Raw genomic sequence first — 13977 nt, 5'->3', positions numbered from 1 at the left:
GTGCCGGGGGCGTCAGGAGATCCGGGTCATGGTCGACTCGTAGCCGCCGCCCCCGGGATACACCCACGCGCCGGCCACGCTCGTGCCGTCGGCGTCGAAGGTGCCACGGAAGTAGGCCTCCGAGCCCTTCTCGTGCCCCCAGATCGTCAGGGTGTCGCCCTCGATCTCGTACACGTAGGCCAGCGTGGCGCCCTGGCTGTCGAAGTACCAGGAGTGCACGTCCTCGCTCGGCCGCTCCGCCCCGAACGGCTGCTTCCTGCCGATGAACTCCGTGCCCTTCACCGGCATGCCCTCATGCTCCAGGTCCACGTCCTGGATGAGGAAGCGCCGGCCCTCCATCCACCGGTAGGTCACGGTGCCCTCGGCCCCGCCGGTGACCTTCCAGGTGCCGACGAGGCGGTCGAGGGCCTGCAACTTGGTGTCCACGTGCTCGCTCATGCCCATTCCTTCGCTTTCCTGCGCTGTCGTAGATGATGAACGCCTGTATGACGGCGCGGCGCGGGAAAAGGAATCGGTCGCGAGCGGGATTTCTCAAAGTTCCGCGGGCAGGCCGAAGGCGGCGTTCAACTCGGGGCCGAACGTGGTGATCTCGGCGATCAGGCCGTCCTCGACGCGCAGCACGTCCAGGTTGACGGCGGTGTAGACGGACTCGCCGGGGCGGCGGACGTAGTTGGCCACGGCGGGCCGCCGGTTGGCCGTCGTCGCCAGCGCCTTCCACTCGCCCCACGCCTCGGGCCCGGTCATGACCGGCCGCCACATCTCCAGGATGGCCGTCCGCCCGTCGTACAGCAGGGACGCAGGTGGCATCGTCTGCCGCGCGTCCTCCCGCAGCAGCGCGGCGAGTGCGGACAGGTCGCCCGCCACGGAGGCGTCCATGTAACGGCGCAGCACCGCGCGCTCCTCCTCGGTGGGGGCCGTGACGGGGCCCCATTGCGAGCGGCGGGCGGGCAGGTGCAGGCGCAGCGTGGCGCGGGCCCGCTGCAACGCGCTCTTGACGGCAGGCACGCTCAGTTCCAGCGCCGCGGCGGTCTCCTCGGCCGGCCAGCCCGCCACGTCGCGCAGGATCAGCACCGCGCGCTGGCGGGGCGGCAGGTGCTGGATGGCGGCCAGGTAGGCCAGCTCGATCGTCTCGCGCTCGACCGCCACCGCGTCGGGCCGCCCCTGCCCGGCGCCGGCCAGGTCGAGCAGACGGTCGGGGTACGGCTGCAGCCAGGCCACCTCGGTGAACGGCGAGCGCGGCTCCTCGCCCACGCCGGCCGTCACCTCGCGCTTGCGCGCCGGGCCGGCCAGCAGATCGAGGCAGGCGTTGGTGGCGATGCGGTAGAGCCAGGCCCGCAGCGTCGACCGCCCTTCGAACGTCTCCCGCCGCCGCCAGGCCCGCAGCAGCGTCTCCTGCACCATGTCCTCGGCATCGGTGAACGAGCCCAGCATCCGGTAGCAGTGCACCTGCAACTCGTGCCGGTACACCTCGACCGCCTCGCCGAACCCGTCCCCGGCGAAACCGTCCCCGGCGAAACCGTCCCCGGTGAAACCGCCGCCATCCCCGCCGCCATCCCCGCTGCTGGGGCGGGTGTCTTCCGTGGGGTCGCCGGCTTGGCGCATGAGCCGCACCATTCCTCTCGAATCGTCCCGGCGGGGCCTGTCAGGATGATAGCCATGACCCTTCAGCTTGAGCCCATGCCGGACGACTGGCAGCGCGCGCTGGCCATCGTCGCTCATCCCGACGATCTGGAGTACGGGTGCGCCTCCGCCGTCGCCACCTGGACGGACGCGGGCCGTGAGGTCGTCTACCTGATGGCCACCCGGGGCGAGGCGGGCATCGACACGCTCGATCCGAGTACGGCGGGGCCGGTGCGCGAGCGCGAGGAACTAGCCAGCGCGGCCCTGGTCGGGGTCACGAGCGTGGAGTTCCTCGACCACGCCGACGGGGTGATCGAGTACGGGACCGCACTGCGCCGCGACCTGGCCGCGGCGATCCGGCGGCACCGCCCCGAGCTGCTGATCACGCTGAACTTCGACGACACCTGGGGCGGCACCCACTGGAACACGCCCGACCATCGCGCGGTGGGGCGGGCGGTGCTGGACGCCGCCGGTGACGCCGGAAATCGATGGATATTTCCGGACACTGTGGCCGCGCCCTGGAACGGCGTCCGCTGGATCGCCGTCGCCGGCGTCGACAACCCTACCCACGCGGTGGACGTCACCAGCGGCCTTGAACGCGGCGTGCGCTCCCTCATGGAGCACCGCGCCTACATCGGCGCCCTCACCGACGAGGACCCGGAGAAGTACGCCCGCGACCAGATCGAAGGCTTCGCCCGCCAGGAGGCGGCCCGCTTCGGTGGCCGCCCCGCGGTGACCTTCCGCCTTTATCCCCGTTGAGCCAGGGCGCCGATCGACCTCATCATGACTCTGGCCGGCAGTTCACCGACGAGCAGGGCTGGCCACCGGCGAGCAAGGCCGGCCGCCGGCGAAGTGACGCATCCGGCGGAACGGCGCGGGGCCGCTCCGCCGGATGGGCACACCTGATGGGCCCTGCTGATGGGCCCTGCTGATGGGCCCTGCTGATGGGCGCGGCTCAGACCTGGACGCGCCGCTCGACCGCGTTGACGATCTCGGCGATGGCCTCCTCGACCGGGATACCGTTTCGCTGCTCCCCGCTGCGGTAGCGGAAGGAGACCGCGCCGTTGGCGATGTCGTCGTCACCGGCCAGCAGCATGAAGGGCACCTTGGCCTTCTGCGCGTTGCGGATCTTCTTCTGCATGCGGTCGTCGGCCGCGTCGACCTCGACCCGGACGCCGCCGGCGCGCAGCTTCTTGGCCACGTCCTGGAGGTAGGGCACGTGCGCCTCGGCGATCGGGATGCCCACCACCTGCACCGGCGCCAGCCAGGGCGGGAAGGCGCCCGCGTAGTGCTCGGTGAGCACGCCGAGGAAGCGCTCGACGGAGCCGAACAGGGCCCGGTGGATCATGACGGGCGTCTGGCGTGAGCCGTCGGCCGCCTGGTATTCGAGCCCGAAGCGCTTGGGCTGGTTGAGGTCGAGCTGGATGGTGGACAGCTGCCAGGTGCGGCCGATGGCGTCCTTGGCCTGCACCGAGATCTTCGGCCCGTAGAAGGCCGCGCCGCCCGGGTCGTCGACGAGCTCCAGCCCCGACTCGGTGGCCACCTGGCGCAGGGCCTCGGTGGCCTCCTCCCACTCGGCCGGGTCGCCGATGAACTTCTCGGAGTCGTCGCGGGTGGACAGCTCCAGGTAGAAGTCTTCAAGGCCGAAGTCGCGCAGCACGCTGAGCACGAACCGCAGCAGCGACTTGATCTCGTCGGCCATCTGCTCGCGGGTGGTGTAGATGTGCGCGTCGTCCTGCGTCATGCCGCGCACCCGGGTCAGCCCGTGGACCACGCCCGACTTCTCGTAGCGGTAGACCGAGCCGAACTCGCACAGCCGCAGCGGCAGCTCGCGGTAGGAGCGCCCGCGCGCCCGGTAGATCAGGTTGTGCATCGGGCAGTTCATCGGCTTGACGCGGTATTCGATGCCCTCCAGCTCGAAGGCCGGGAACATGTCGTCGGCATACCAGGGCAGGTGGCCGGAGGTCTCGAAGAGCGAGGACTTGGTGATGTGGGGCGTGTTGACGAACTCGTAGCCCGCCTCCGCCTGCCGCCTGCGCATGTAGTCTTCCATCTCCTTGCGGATGATCCCGCCCTTGGGATGGAAGATCGGCAGGCCGCTGCCCAGCTCAGGTGGGAAGCTGAACAGGTCGAGCTCGGCGCCGAGCTTGCGGTGGTCGCGCTTCTCGGCCTCCTCCAGCAGCTTGAGGTATTCGTCCTGCTTGTCGCGGGACTCCCACGCGGTGCCGTAGATGCGCTGGAGCTGCGGGTTCTTCTCGCTGCCTCGCCAGTAGGCGCCGCCGGAGCGCATAATCTTGAACGCGGGGATGGACCGGGTGGAGGGCACGTGCGGCCCCCGGCACAGGTCCTTCCAGCACAGCTCGCCGGTCTTGGGGTCGAGGTTGTCGTAGATGGTGAGCTGTCCTGCGCCCACCTCGACCGACTCCTCGTCGGCCGCGCCGCCCTTGAGCCCGATCAGCTCCAGCTTGTACGGCTCCGCCGCCAGCTCTTCGCGCGCCTCGTCGTCGCTGACGGGCCGACGCGAGAACAGCTGCCCCTGCTTGACGATCTCGCGCATGCGCTTCTCGATGCGCTTGAGGTCGTCGGGGTTGAACGCCTGCTCGACGTCGAAGTCGTAGTAGAACCCGTTGTCGACCGGCGGCCCGATGCCCAGCTTGGCCTCGGGGAACAGCTCCTGCACCGCCTGCGCCATGACGTGGGCGGTGGAGTGGCGCACGATCGCGCGGCCCTCTTCGCTGGAGACCTCGATCGGCTCGACCACGTCGCCGTCGGCCAGCACGTGGGCCAGGTCGCGCGGCTCGCCGCCGACCCTGGCGGCGACGACGGTGCGGCCGTCAGCCTCCAGTGCCTCTCCGGCCGTCGTGCCGGCCGCGACCACACGCTCGGCTCCGGCGAGGGTGATGCGTAGCTCGGCTGACACGGTGACTCCTCGTGGATCGCGCTCGATGCCCGGCACCGAGGCTGGTTCGATGGTGAATCCCGATGCTATCGCGGGTCGAACCCCAGCCTGGTCAGCTCCTGCCGCGTCCCGTGGAAGACGTTGCGGTCGATGGGGCTGCCGGCGTACTGGTGAATGGTCCAGTCGCTCCAGGGCCTGGGCACGGGCGGACGGCCGCGCGGGCTGTGCGGGCTGGCGATCCAGAGCGGGTATTCGGCCAGGCCGGCGCAGTTGCCGCCGTGCGCGAACGACTGGAAGGTGTAGATGAACGGCCGCACGCCGGTGTGCCGCTCGACGTGGTGGCACCAGCGGCGGGCGTGCCGGGCCACCCGTTCCGGGCGCAGGCCGTCGTCGTCCTCCAGGTCGAGCGCGATCAGGTCGCCGCGGCGCAGCCCGCCGGCCGACCTGATCACGTTCAGGAAGTGGCGTGCCTGCTCGACGGGGTCGCCCTTCGGCCTGGCGAAGTGGTACGCGCCGCAGACGATCCAGCTCTCGCGCATGCCGTTCCAGTTGCGCGCGAACCACTTGTCGGTGTAGTCGCCGCCCTCGGTGGCCTTGGCGAAGGCGAAGGCGACGCCGGCCTCGGCATGGCCGGCCCAGTCGACCGTGCCCTGCCAGTTCGACACATCGATGCCATGTAGCACGCGTTTCACCCTGTCGGAGTCTATGGAGGTGTCCCCTGTTCAGCCCTTCGCCGCGCCGACCAGCAGGCTGAGCGTACGGTCGCGGTTGGCGAACGCCGAGCCGACGAAGTCGGTCACGCCCGCCCTCCTCAGCTCGTCGAGCTTGGCCAGCACGGTGTCCTCGTCGCCGACGATCGCGACGTCGCCGGGGCTGTCCGCGCCTTCCCTGTCGAGCATGGCACGGTAGGAGGGCAGCCGCCCGTACACGGAGAAGATCTCGTTGGCGCGGGCGACGGCGCCGGCGGGGTCGTCGGTGACGCTGACGGGCAGCGCGCAGACGATCCTGGGCGCGGGGCGGCCCGCCTCGGCGGCGGCCGCCGTGATCGTCGGGGCGATGTGGCCGGCGATGGTCTTCGGGCCGGTCATCCAGAGCACGGTGCCGTCGGCGACGGTGCCGGCCAGCTTGAGCAGGCGCGGGCCCAGGGCGGCCACCAGCACGGGGAAGCCCGCGCCCGGCGTGGTGAGCTTGATGTCGGCCTTGAGCGTCTCGCCGGCGTACGCCACCTTCTCGCCGCGCGAGGCCGGGATGAGGATGTCGAGGTATTCCTTCATGTGCCGGCCGGGGCGCTCGAAGCTGTAGCCGAACATGTCCTCGATGACCATCTTGTGCGACAGCCCGACGCCCAGCGCGAACCGGCCGCCGAGCGCGGCGTTGGCGGTCATGGCCTGCTGCGCCAGCGCGGCCGGGTGGCGCGGGTAGGTGGGCACCACGGCGGTGCCGAGCTCGATCGGCGGCGCCTGCACGCCGGCCGCGGTCAGGGCGGTGATGGCGTCGAGGCCGAAGATGTGGGAGAGCCAGGCCGAGCTGAAGCCCATGCCGGCCGCCTGGGCGATCTGGTCGCGCAGGCCGCCGATGGCGTCGTCGCCCCGGGGCTCGGACAGGAAGTATCCGTAACGCATGAAACAGAACTCCATTCTGGTGACTGAGGCGAATGTATCCCCCCGCGCCGCCCCGCGCTCACCCGCCGGGCCGGTCGTGATTTGTAAAGTGGCCTTCATGACGCACGAACGCGCGGGACAGCCCGCCGGGCCTTCCGACCTGGTCGACGTCGCCAGGCTGGTGACGTCCTACTACGCCCTGCACCCCGACCCCGACGAGGTCGGCCAGCGGGTCGCGTTCGGCACCTCGGGGCATCGCGGATCGTCGCTGAAGACCGCGTTCAACGAGGACCACATCCTGGCCACGAGCCAGGCCATCTGCGAATACCGGCGCGCGCAGGGCACCGACGGGCCGCTGTTCCTGGGCATCGACACGCACGCGCTGTCGGAGCCGGCCCGGGTCTCGGCGCTGGAGGTGCTGGCGGCCAACGACGTCGAGGTGCTCGTCGACACCCGTGACGGCTACACGCCCACGCCCGCCGTCTCCCACGCGATCCTGCGCCACAACCGCGGCCGCACGACCGGACTGGCCGACGGCATCGTGGTCACGCCGTCGCACAACCCGCCGTCCGACGGCGGGTTCAAGTACAACCCGCCGCACGGCGGCCCGGCCGATACCGAGGCCACCACGTGGATCCAGGACCGCGCCAACCAGTTGCTGCGCGACGGGCTCAAGGGCGTGCGCCGGGTGCCGTACCCGGCGGCGCTGGGGCGGGCCGGGCGCTACGACTTCCTCGGCGCCTACGCCGACGACCTGCCCTCGGTGGTGGACCTCGACGCGATCAGGTCGGCCGGGGTGCGGATCGGGGCCGACCCGCTCGGCGGGGCGAGCGTGGCCTACTGGGGCGAGATCGCCGAGCGGCACCGGCTGGACCTGACCGTGGTCAATCCGCTGGTCGATCCGACGTGGCGGTTCATGACGCTCGACTGGGACGGCAAGATCCGGATGGACTGCTCGTCACCGTACGCGATGGCCTCGCTGATCGCCGGGCGCGACACGTACGACGTCTCCACCGGAAACGACGCCGACGCCGACCGGCACGGCATCGTCACGCCCGACGGCGGGCTGATGAACCCCAACCACTACCTCGCGGTGGCGATCGACTACCTCTACGGTCACCGCACCGGCTGGCCCGCCGGGGCCGGGGTGGGCAAGACGATGGTCAGCAGCACGATCATCGACAAGGTGGCCGAGTCGCTGGGCCGGCCGCTGTACGAGGTGCCCGTGGGGTTCAAGTGGTTCGTGCCGGGGCTGCTGGAGGGGTCGCTCGGGTTCGGCGGCGAGGAGAGCGCGGGGGCGTCGTTCCTGCGGCGTGACGGGTCTGTCTGGTCCACCGACAAGGACGGCCTCATCCTGGCCCTGCTCGCCTCCGAGATCCTGGCCGTGACCGGCGAGTCGCCGAGCGCGCGCTACCGCGGGCTGGTCGAGCGGTTCGGCGAGCCGGCCTACGCGCGGGTCGACGCGCCCGCCACCCGCGAGGAGAAGGCCGTGCTGGGCAAGCTGTCGGCCGAGCAGGTGACGGCCTCCTCGCTGGCCGGCGAGCCGATCACGTCGGTCCAGACGGCGGCGCCCGGCAACGGGGCCGCGCTGGGCGGGGTGAAGGTCTCGACCGCCAGTGCCTGGTTCGCGGCCAGGCCGTCGGGGACCGAGGACGTGTACAAGATCTACGCCGAGTCCTTCAAGGGGCCTGACCACCTGGCCAAGGTGCAGGAGGAGGCCCGCTCCCTGGTGTCGGCGGCCCTGAGCTGAACGACGGCGCCCGGCCCGCTCGCCGCGGGCCGGCGTCGCGTCAGCACACGCCGACCGCTGCGCCACGAGTCGGCGGGTCTGGCCGGGGCCGGGTCAGTAGCCGAGGTGGCGGCCGCCGTCGCCGATCAGCGTCTCGCCCGTGACCAGGTCCGACTCCAGCAGCGAGGTGACCAGCTGCGCCACGTGCTCGGGCCGCGCCGTACGCCGCAGCGGCGCCTTCAGCTCCTCCTTCGCCGCCATCTCGGAGAACACCTGCTCCCCCACCCGGTCGATGTGCCAGCGGGTGGCCACGATGCCGGGCGCGACCGCGTTCACCCTGACCTCGGGCGCGAGGGCCACCGCCAGGTCGCGGGTGAGGTGGAGCAGGGCGGCCTTGCTGACCCCGTACGCGATGGAGGAGCCCGTGGCCTGCAGCCCCGCGATGGAGGCCACGTTGACGATCGCGCCGCGTGCCGCGCGCAGGTCGGGCGCGAAGGCACGGGCGCAGTAGAACGGGCCCATGAGGTTGACGCCCATGAGCTGCCGCCACACCTCGTCGGTGAGCCCCTCCAGGTCGGGGAACGGCACCCACCTGGTCGTGCCCGCGTTGCACACGAGCGCGTCCACCCGGCCGTGGGCGGCCCGCACCCGTTCGGCCATCCTGCGTACGGCGGCGTCGTCGGACACGTCGGCGGCCATCGCCTCGGCCTTGCAGCCCAGGTCCTCCAGCCGCTCGACCGTGGCCCTGGCCTCGTCGGCCGAGCGTGAGTAGTTCACGATCACGGCGGCCGCCCCCTTCCTGGCCAGGCTCTCCGCGACGGCGGCGCCGATGCCGGTGCCGCCGCCGGTGATCACGGCCACCGCGCCGTCGAGGTCCATAAGCTCACTCCTTCATGGGGTCGCGCAGCGTGTCCATGGCCGCGATGTCGATGTCCTTGTTCTCGCGGGCGGCGTAGAAGGCCGCGAACGAGATCACCGCCGTGCCGATCAGGAACGCCGCGACCAGCCACGGCGCCCCGCCCAGCCGGGCCGCCAGCGCCGCGCCGATCAGCGGGGAGAAGCCGGCCAGCGCGGCCCCGAGCTCGCGTGAGGCGGCGAAGCCGGTGTAGCGCACGCGGGCCCCGAACAACTCGGCATAGAAGACCGGCTGCACGGCCACCTGCGGCGCGAAGCCGAAGGCGCCCATGAGCATCATGGCCAGCCACACCACCCAGGGGACGCCGGTGCCGACCAGCAGGAAGTACGGAAAGACGTAGACCGCCACGAACACCACGCTGAACAGGTTGAGCGGGCGCCGCCCGATCCGGTCCGACAGGTCCCCGTAGAACGGCTGGAGCGCGATGACGGTCAGCCCGAAGAGGATCACCCCGAGCAGGGCCGTCTGGCTGGTCAGGCCGAGCTGAGTGGTGGCGTAGGCGACGCTGAAGGTGGCCAGCGTGTAGACCACGGCGGTGTCGCAGATGTGCGCGCCGACGCCGACGAGGAAGTTGCGCGGGTGGCGGGCCAGCGCGTCCCTGATCGGCAGCTTGACGATCCCGCGCGTGCGCGCCATCTCCTGGAAGACCGGCGACTCGGCGACGCGCAGCCGTACGTACAGGGCCACGCCGATGAGCGCGAAGCTCACCAGGAACGGCACCCGCCAGCCCCACGCGAGCACGTCCTGCGCCGGCAGGAGCTGGACCAGCAGGAACGCCGACGTGCCCAGCACGAGCCCGATCTGCACGCCGGTCTGGGCGAAGGAGGCGTAGTAGCCGCGCCGGCCCGGCGGGGCGTGCTCGGCCAGCAGGGTCGCCGCGCCGCCGAACTCGGCGCCCGCGCCGAGGCCCTGGCAGACGCGCAGCACCGTGAGCAGGATGGGCGCCCACACGCCGATGGAGGGGTAGGTGGGCAGCAGGCCGATCAGGCCGGTCGACACGCCCATGATCATGGTGGTGATGATCAGGGTGGAGCGGCGGCCGATCCTGTCGCCCAGGTGGCCGAACAGGATGCCGCCGAACGGCCGGACCACGAACCCCACGCCGAACGTGGCGAAGGCGACGATGGTGCCGGTGGCCGGGTCGGCCTGGGTGAAGAACAGGCGGTTGAAGACGAGGGCGGCGGCGGTGCCGTAGATGAAGAAGTCGTACCACTCCAGGGCGGTGCCGACGAGGGCGCCCAGGACGACGCGCCGTAACTCGGGGGTGGCGGGCGGGTTGGCGGGCATCTGACCTCCAGAGGGCGTGTCCGGCCGCCTTTCAGCGGCCTGTCGGCGGCCGTGCGGTGTGCTCCGGGTCGTGCGCTGTGTCGTGTTCAGGGGCCTTCTCTGTGATCTTCTCTGTGGTCTTCCCTGTGGGTACGCCGAGCCGTGCGGCGAGACCGCAGAGCTCCTCCCAGACCGGTAAGGGCACCGGGATCCCGTCCCTCAGCCGCTCCGCGCGCGCCGCGGCCTCGGGCTCGCCGGGCACCACCACGCCGGGGCCGGACGCGCGCAGGGCCTCGCAGAAGGATTCGACCTCGGCGACGTAATCGTCGAGGGGGACGAACGCGGTGATGTCCACCGCGGTGATCACCGTGCCGAACGTGCCGTCGTAGCCCGGCGAGCAGGCGGTGCCCGTGCCCGTGAGCAGGCCGCCGACCAACTCGATGAGGACGCTCAGCCCATATCCCTTGTGGCCGCCGAACGGCAGCAGCGCCCCGCCCCGGTAGAAGTCGGCCGGATCGGTGGACGGGCGGCCCTCGGGATCGACCAGCACCCCTTCGGGGGCGGGCGAGCCGGCGGCGCGGAGCAGGCCCAGCTTGCCCTCGGCCATGGCGGCGGTGGCCCAGTCCATGACCACGGCGGCGCCACCGGCCCGAGGCACGGCCCAGGCCATGGGGTTGGTGCCGAGCATCCTGCGCCGGCCGCCGTACGGGGCCACGGTCGGGTCGGCGTTGCCGACGACCTGCGCGATCAGTCCCCGGCCCGCGAGCGTCTGCGCGTACTCGCCGAGCCTGCCGACGTGGTTGCACTCGCGGACGGCGACGACGCCGACCCCGTGCGCTTCGGCCAGGTCTGCGGCCTCGGCCGCGGCCAGGCGCGCGGCGGCCTGGCCGAAACCGCGCCGTCCCGACACGACCGCGCTCGCGCCACGGCGTGAGACGACCTCGGGCCGGGCTCCCGGCACGATGGCGCCCTCGGCGATCCGGTCGAGGTAGGGCTTGATCCGCCGCACGCCGTGGGAGCCGTGCCCGGCCAGGTCGGCCTCCACCAGGGACTCGGCGACGACGGCCGCCGTGTCGCCGGGCACACCGGCGGCGGTCAGCAGGTCATGGGCGAGGTCTCGGATGCGGCCGGCGGCGAGGACGTGTACGGAGGCGTTCACGGTCATCTGTCTCGCTTCGAGCAGGACTACGTTCCGCGAGTGCCCCCATGCCCATTTCCCGCCCCGTCAAACGGCTGTCCGGAAAGGGCTTACCCTTCGAGTTCGGCGGCCGTGGCGGTGCTCATCCCGGTCCGCCCGAGATCGGCCCTGCGGCCTGCGGCGACCCCGTCGCGGTAGCCGGTGCCGCTGGTCCTCGGCACGCTCCTGCGGATGTCGGGATAGTGAGCGGCGACCGCCCGCTCGACCTCGGCCCGCCGGTCGGCCAGGACGAGCGCGGCCCCCATGGCCGCCGGCTCGCCCTCGGCGCGTGACTCGGCCGCGCACAGCAGCCGGTAGACCTCGTCGGTGAAGCCCAGCAGCCACGACCTGCGGTAGGCCCGCACGGCGCGGACGTCGCTCGGCGGCTCCACCCGGGCCAGGCCCGAGGCCATCTGCAACAGCAGCGAGGTGGCCAGCAGGTCGGCCCGCTCCAGGTCGGCCGCGAACCCGAACACGTGCACCCGCTGCCCGCCCTCGCCCCGCCCGATCAGCAGCGGCCGGCACCGCACGGCCTGGGCGACCAGGCTGACGAGGCGGGCCTTCTCCCTGGCCCAGGGGGCCGGCAGGGTGACGACGCGGTCGCCGGGGGTCTGGCGGGTGCCCGCGGGCGGCAGCGAGTCGATGCCGTACTTGGCCATGAGCGCCGACGCGGCGGCCATGAACGTGGCCCGCTCGTGCTCGTTGTCGGTGCGCTCGGCCTTGGCCAGCAGTTTCCTGACCCGTTCGAGCGTGCGTTCGCGCAACCGTGTGACCCCCAGGACTCGCTCAGGACTTGCCGGACAGCACCCGCCCCTGGTCGTCGATGGCCGGGAACGCGCCGGTGTCGACGATGCCGTGCTGCTGGTACAGCGCCTCGATGAGGGCGTGGGCCTGCGGCTCCAGCTTCCACAGAGCACGATACTCGCGTGCCGTGGCCAGCGAGATGCCGATCTCCTGGGCGATGTCCACCGTGCGCGGCACGATGCCCTTGGCGATCTGCCGGTCCCAGTACTCACGGGCGGAGCGCATGCGCGCGGCCCGCTCGGCCGTGCTGAGGACCTGCGGGGTGGTGTCGAACACCTCGATGTCCTCGTCCTCGTCGGAGACGAGCTCGGCCAGCGCGGGCGGCAGCGCCGGGCGGGCGGGGACGGGGTGGTGGTCGGCCGTGGGCTCCCAGGGCACGCGCGGGTCGGCGTCGATGAGCGCGGAGGTGTTGTAGAGGGCGGCGATCTGGGCCAGCAGCGCCTCCTGGCGCGAGGCGTCCACGGCCAGGCCGGTGTGCTCGACGGCCTGGTCCATCGCCTTGTCGAGCTTGGCCAGCGCGGCGCGCATCTTGCGCTCGGGCGCGCCACCCTCGCGCAGCGCCTTGGCCTTCTTGGCCGCCAGCGCGACCCTGGTCAGCCTGCGGTGGGCGTCGACCTCGCTGGCCGTACGGTCGCTGACCTCGGCCAGGCCCATCCTGACCATCAGCCGCTCGGGCGTCAGGCGCCAGTTGATCCGGCCGGTGCCGCGGATGCGGTGGCGTTCGATGGCCATGCCGCGCTCCCACAGCCAGGCGGCCACCAGCGGGGCGGCCAGGCGGAACACCGCCTCGGGCAGGCTGCGCGCGTCCATGCTGGACAGCACGGCGGTCAGGCAGGTCAGGGCCCACACGGCGATGCCGTCGATGCCGGCCGAGAAGTTCTCGCGCATGTTGCGGCGGGCGCGTACGGCGGAGGTGATGATCGCGACCTCGATGAACGCGAACAGCAGTAACCGCAGCGGCCCGTCGAGGCCCAGCACGTCGCCGGAGAAGCGCCACATGCCCTGCGCGGACACGCCCGTGGCGATGGAGGCGGCGACGACGGTCAGCACGTCCTCGATGGGGCGGGGGGCGATGTACCTGGTGAACAACCAGGAGACGACGCGCCAGGCGATCCTGAGCACCAGGAAGGCCAGGACCAGCCCGGCGAGGCTCAGCAGCGCGATGACGGCGGTGGCGAGCGGCTTCTCGGTTACGAAGGCTGTTATTTCCTCAAATGTCGGCATCAGTCACTATCCGTGATGGCTCAAACTCCGGCTCTATGCGACGAGATCATCGCAGAATGTCGCCATCTTGTACGCCAAACGGCATCGGCTGCCCCACTTTGCCCAGGTTTCACTGCAGTTCAGGGTTCTTGACGGAGCGTGTCATCACTCGCGCCCGCACAAGCCCGGTGGTGACGGGGTTCCGGCCCGCGAACGGCCGGGGACGCACCTCGCCGATCACACCCCGGGGCGGCCGCCCGATCACAGCCGGTGCGACCCTTCGATCACGACCGGGGCGGGCTCCTGATGACGGCCGGGATTTCGGGGTGGCCGGGATCCGGGGGCGGGCGCACAATGAGACGGAACAGGACGGGAGGAGGGATCGTGAGCAAGCGATCACGCAGACGCCGCGCCCTGCCCAGCGGCGCGCCCGCCTGGTTACCCGGCTTCGGCCCCGGCGAGCCCCACTGGGGTGGAGACGACGACTCCCCGCCCGACGGGCCGCGGGGCGGTCAGGACGGCGTGCGCGAGCCGCGCAGGCCCAAGCCCGCACCGCCCGCGCTGTCGGTCGAGGCGCCGCCGCCCGAGCCGCCCGTGCACACCCGTGACCGCAGCGAACTCCTCCTGGAGAGCGGCGGCGGCTGAGGCGCCATGGGGCCTGGGGTGAGATGCAAATCGTCCTTTCGGAGGGCAACATCCGCCGTTCCGGATGGGACCATCTATGCAGGGATTTATCCCAACATGGTGTGATGTATCCCAGCA

13 protein-coding genes are annotated in these 13977 nt (G+C 71.7%); 3 read left to right on the top strand and 10 right to left on the bottom strand.

Annotation, left to right across the window (positions count from 1 at the left end):
- Positions 1-12: 12 nt before the first annotated feature.
- Together AB0C27_RS31420 and AB0C27_RS31415 are read right to left on the bottom strand one after the other, a co-directional pair.
- Complete coding sequence (locus AB0C27_RS31420; protein WP_357851107.1) at positions 13-438, bottom strand: hypothetical protein; 426 nt, start codon at positions 436-438, stop codon at positions 13-15.
- A 93-nt stretch (positions 439-531) separates the two neighbouring features.
- Entirely contained in the window at positions 532-1602 is a 1071-nt protein-coding gene (locus tag AB0C27_RS31415) for an RNA polymerase subunit sigma-70 (RefSeq protein WP_357851105.1), read from the bottom strand.
- 54 nt (positions 1603-1656) lie between these two features.
- On the opposite strand from AB0C27_RS31415, the gene AB0C27_RS31410 reads away from it, so the two are divergent.
- Positions 1657-2379, top strand: a complete 723-nt coding sequence (locus AB0C27_RS31410; protein WP_357851102.1) for a PIG-L family deacetylase — start codon at positions 1657-1659, stop codon at positions 2377-2379.
- A 196-nt stretch (positions 2380-2575) separates the two neighbouring features.
- Here AB0C27_RS31410 and thrS read toward each other — a convergent pair whose 3' ends face one another.
- From thrS to AB0C27_RS31395, 3 genes are read right to left on the bottom strand one after another with little or no spacing between them, the layout of a single operon-like run.
- The gene (gene thrS / locus AB0C27_RS31405) at positions 2576-4567 is read right to left on the bottom strand and encodes a threonine--tRNA ligase (protein WP_357851410.1); all 1992 of its coding nucleotides are present in this window, start codon (positions 4565-4567) and stop codon (positions 2576-2578) included.
- Positions 4568-4605: 38 nt separating this feature from the next.
- Positions 4606-5211: a GH25 family lysozyme gene (locus tag AB0C27_RS31400; protein ID WP_357851099.1), complete on the bottom strand. Its 606-nt coding sequence runs from the start codon at positions 5209-5211 to the stop codon at positions 4606-4608.
- Positions 5212-5241: 30 nt separating this feature from the next.
- Complete coding sequence (locus AB0C27_RS31395) at positions 5242-6141, bottom strand: TIGR03564 family F420-dependent LLM class oxidoreductase (protein WP_357851096.1); 900 nt, start codon at positions 6139-6141, stop codon at positions 5242-5244.
- A 97-nt stretch (positions 6142-6238) separates the two neighbouring features.
- Between AB0C27_RS31395 and pgm the strand changes: the two genes are divergently transcribed.
- Positions 6239-7870, top strand: a complete 1632-nt coding sequence (pgm, locus tag AB0C27_RS31390) for a phosphoglucomutase (alpha-D-glucose-1,6-bisphosphate-dependent) (RefSeq protein WP_357851093.1) — start codon at positions 6239-6241, stop codon at positions 7868-7870.
- A gap of 93 nt (positions 7871-7963) precedes the next feature.
- Here the strand turns inward: pgm and AB0C27_RS31385 are convergent, their stop codons facing one another.
- From AB0C27_RS31385 to AB0C27_RS31365, 5 genes are all read right to left on the bottom strand, one after another.
- Complete coding sequence (locus tag AB0C27_RS31385) at positions 7964-8728, bottom strand: SDR family oxidoreductase (protein WP_357851090.1); 765 nt, start codon at positions 8726-8728, stop codon at positions 7964-7966.
- A 4-nt stretch (positions 8729-8732) separates the two neighbouring features.
- Positions 8733-10052: an MFS transporter gene (locus tag AB0C27_RS31380; RefSeq protein ID WP_357851087.1), complete on the bottom strand. Its 1320-nt coding sequence runs from the start codon at positions 10050-10052 to the stop codon at positions 8733-8735.
- Between the two features lie 31 nt (positions 10053-10083).
- Positions 10084-11196 carry an Ldh family oxidoreductase gene (locus AB0C27_RS31375; protein ID WP_357851084.1) on the bottom strand — a complete coding sequence of 371 codons (1113 nt, stop codon included), beginning with the start codon at positions 11194-11196 and terminating at the stop codon, positions 10084-10086.
- 83 nt (positions 11197-11279) lie between these two features.
- Entirely contained in the window at positions 11280-11972 is a 693-nt protein-coding gene (locus AB0C27_RS31370; RefSeq protein ID WP_357851081.1) for a DUF2786 domain-containing protein, read from the bottom strand.
- A gap of 22 nt (positions 11973-11994) precedes the next feature.
- Positions 11995-13236: a hypothetical protein gene (locus AB0C27_RS31365; protein ID WP_357851078.1), complete on the bottom strand. Its 1242-nt coding sequence runs from the start codon at positions 13234-13236 to the stop codon at positions 11995-11997.
- A gap of 363 nt (positions 13237-13599) precedes the next feature.
- Between AB0C27_RS31365 and AB0C27_RS31360 the strand changes: the two genes are divergently transcribed.
- Positions 13600-13860: a hypothetical protein gene (locus AB0C27_RS31360; RefSeq protein WP_357851076.1), complete on the top strand. Its 261-nt coding sequence runs from the start codon at positions 13600-13602 to the stop codon at positions 13858-13860.
- Positions 13861-13977: the final 117 nt, after the last annotated feature.

Origin of the sequence: Nonomuraea sp. NPDC048882 (assembly GCF_040649755.1) — a bacterium.
Taxonomy (GTDB): Bacteria; Actinomycetota; Actinomycetes; order Streptosporangiales; family Streptosporangiaceae; genus Nonomuraea; species Nonomuraea maheshkhaliensis.
The sequence above is the reverse complement of the archived record's forward strand: the minus strand, read 5'-3'. Positions and strand labels throughout refer to the sequence as shown.

Coding starts and splice junctions, on each gene's coding strand:
- AB0C27_RS31420 (WP_357851107.1), bottom strand. CDS start 438: ATGAGCGAGCACGTGGACACCAAGTTGCAGGCCCTCGACCGCCTCGTC.
- AB0C27_RS31415 (WP_357851105.1), bottom strand. CDS start 1,602: ATGCGCCAAGCCGGCGACCCCACGGAAGACACCCGCCCCAGCAGCGGG.
- AB0C27_RS31410 (WP_357851102.1), top strand. CDS start 1,657: ATGACCCTTCAGCTTGAGCCCATGCCGGACGACTGGCAGCGCGCGCTG.
- AB0C27_RS31395 (WP_357851096.1), bottom strand. CDS start 6,141: ATGCGTTACGGATACTTCCTGTCCGAGCCCCGGGGCGACGACGCCATC.
- pgm (WP_357851093.1), top strand. CDS start 6,239: ATGACGCACGAACGCGCGGGACAGCCCGCCGGGCCTTCCGACCTGGTC.
- AB0C27_RS31385 (WP_357851090.1), bottom strand. CDS start 8,728: ATGGACCTCGACGGCGCGGTGGCCGTGATCACCGGCGGCGGCACCGGC.
- AB0C27_RS31380 (WP_357851087.1), bottom strand. CDS start 10,052: ATGCCCGCCAACCCGCCCGCCACCCCCGAGTTACGGCGCGTCGTCCTG.
- AB0C27_RS31375 (WP_357851084.1), bottom strand. CDS start 11,196: ATGACCGTGAACGCCTCCGTACACGTCCTCGCCGCCGGCCGCATCCGA.
- AB0C27_RS31365 (WP_357851078.1), bottom strand. CDS start 13,236: ATGCCGACATTTGAGGAAATAACAGCCTTCGTAACCGAGAAGCCGCTC.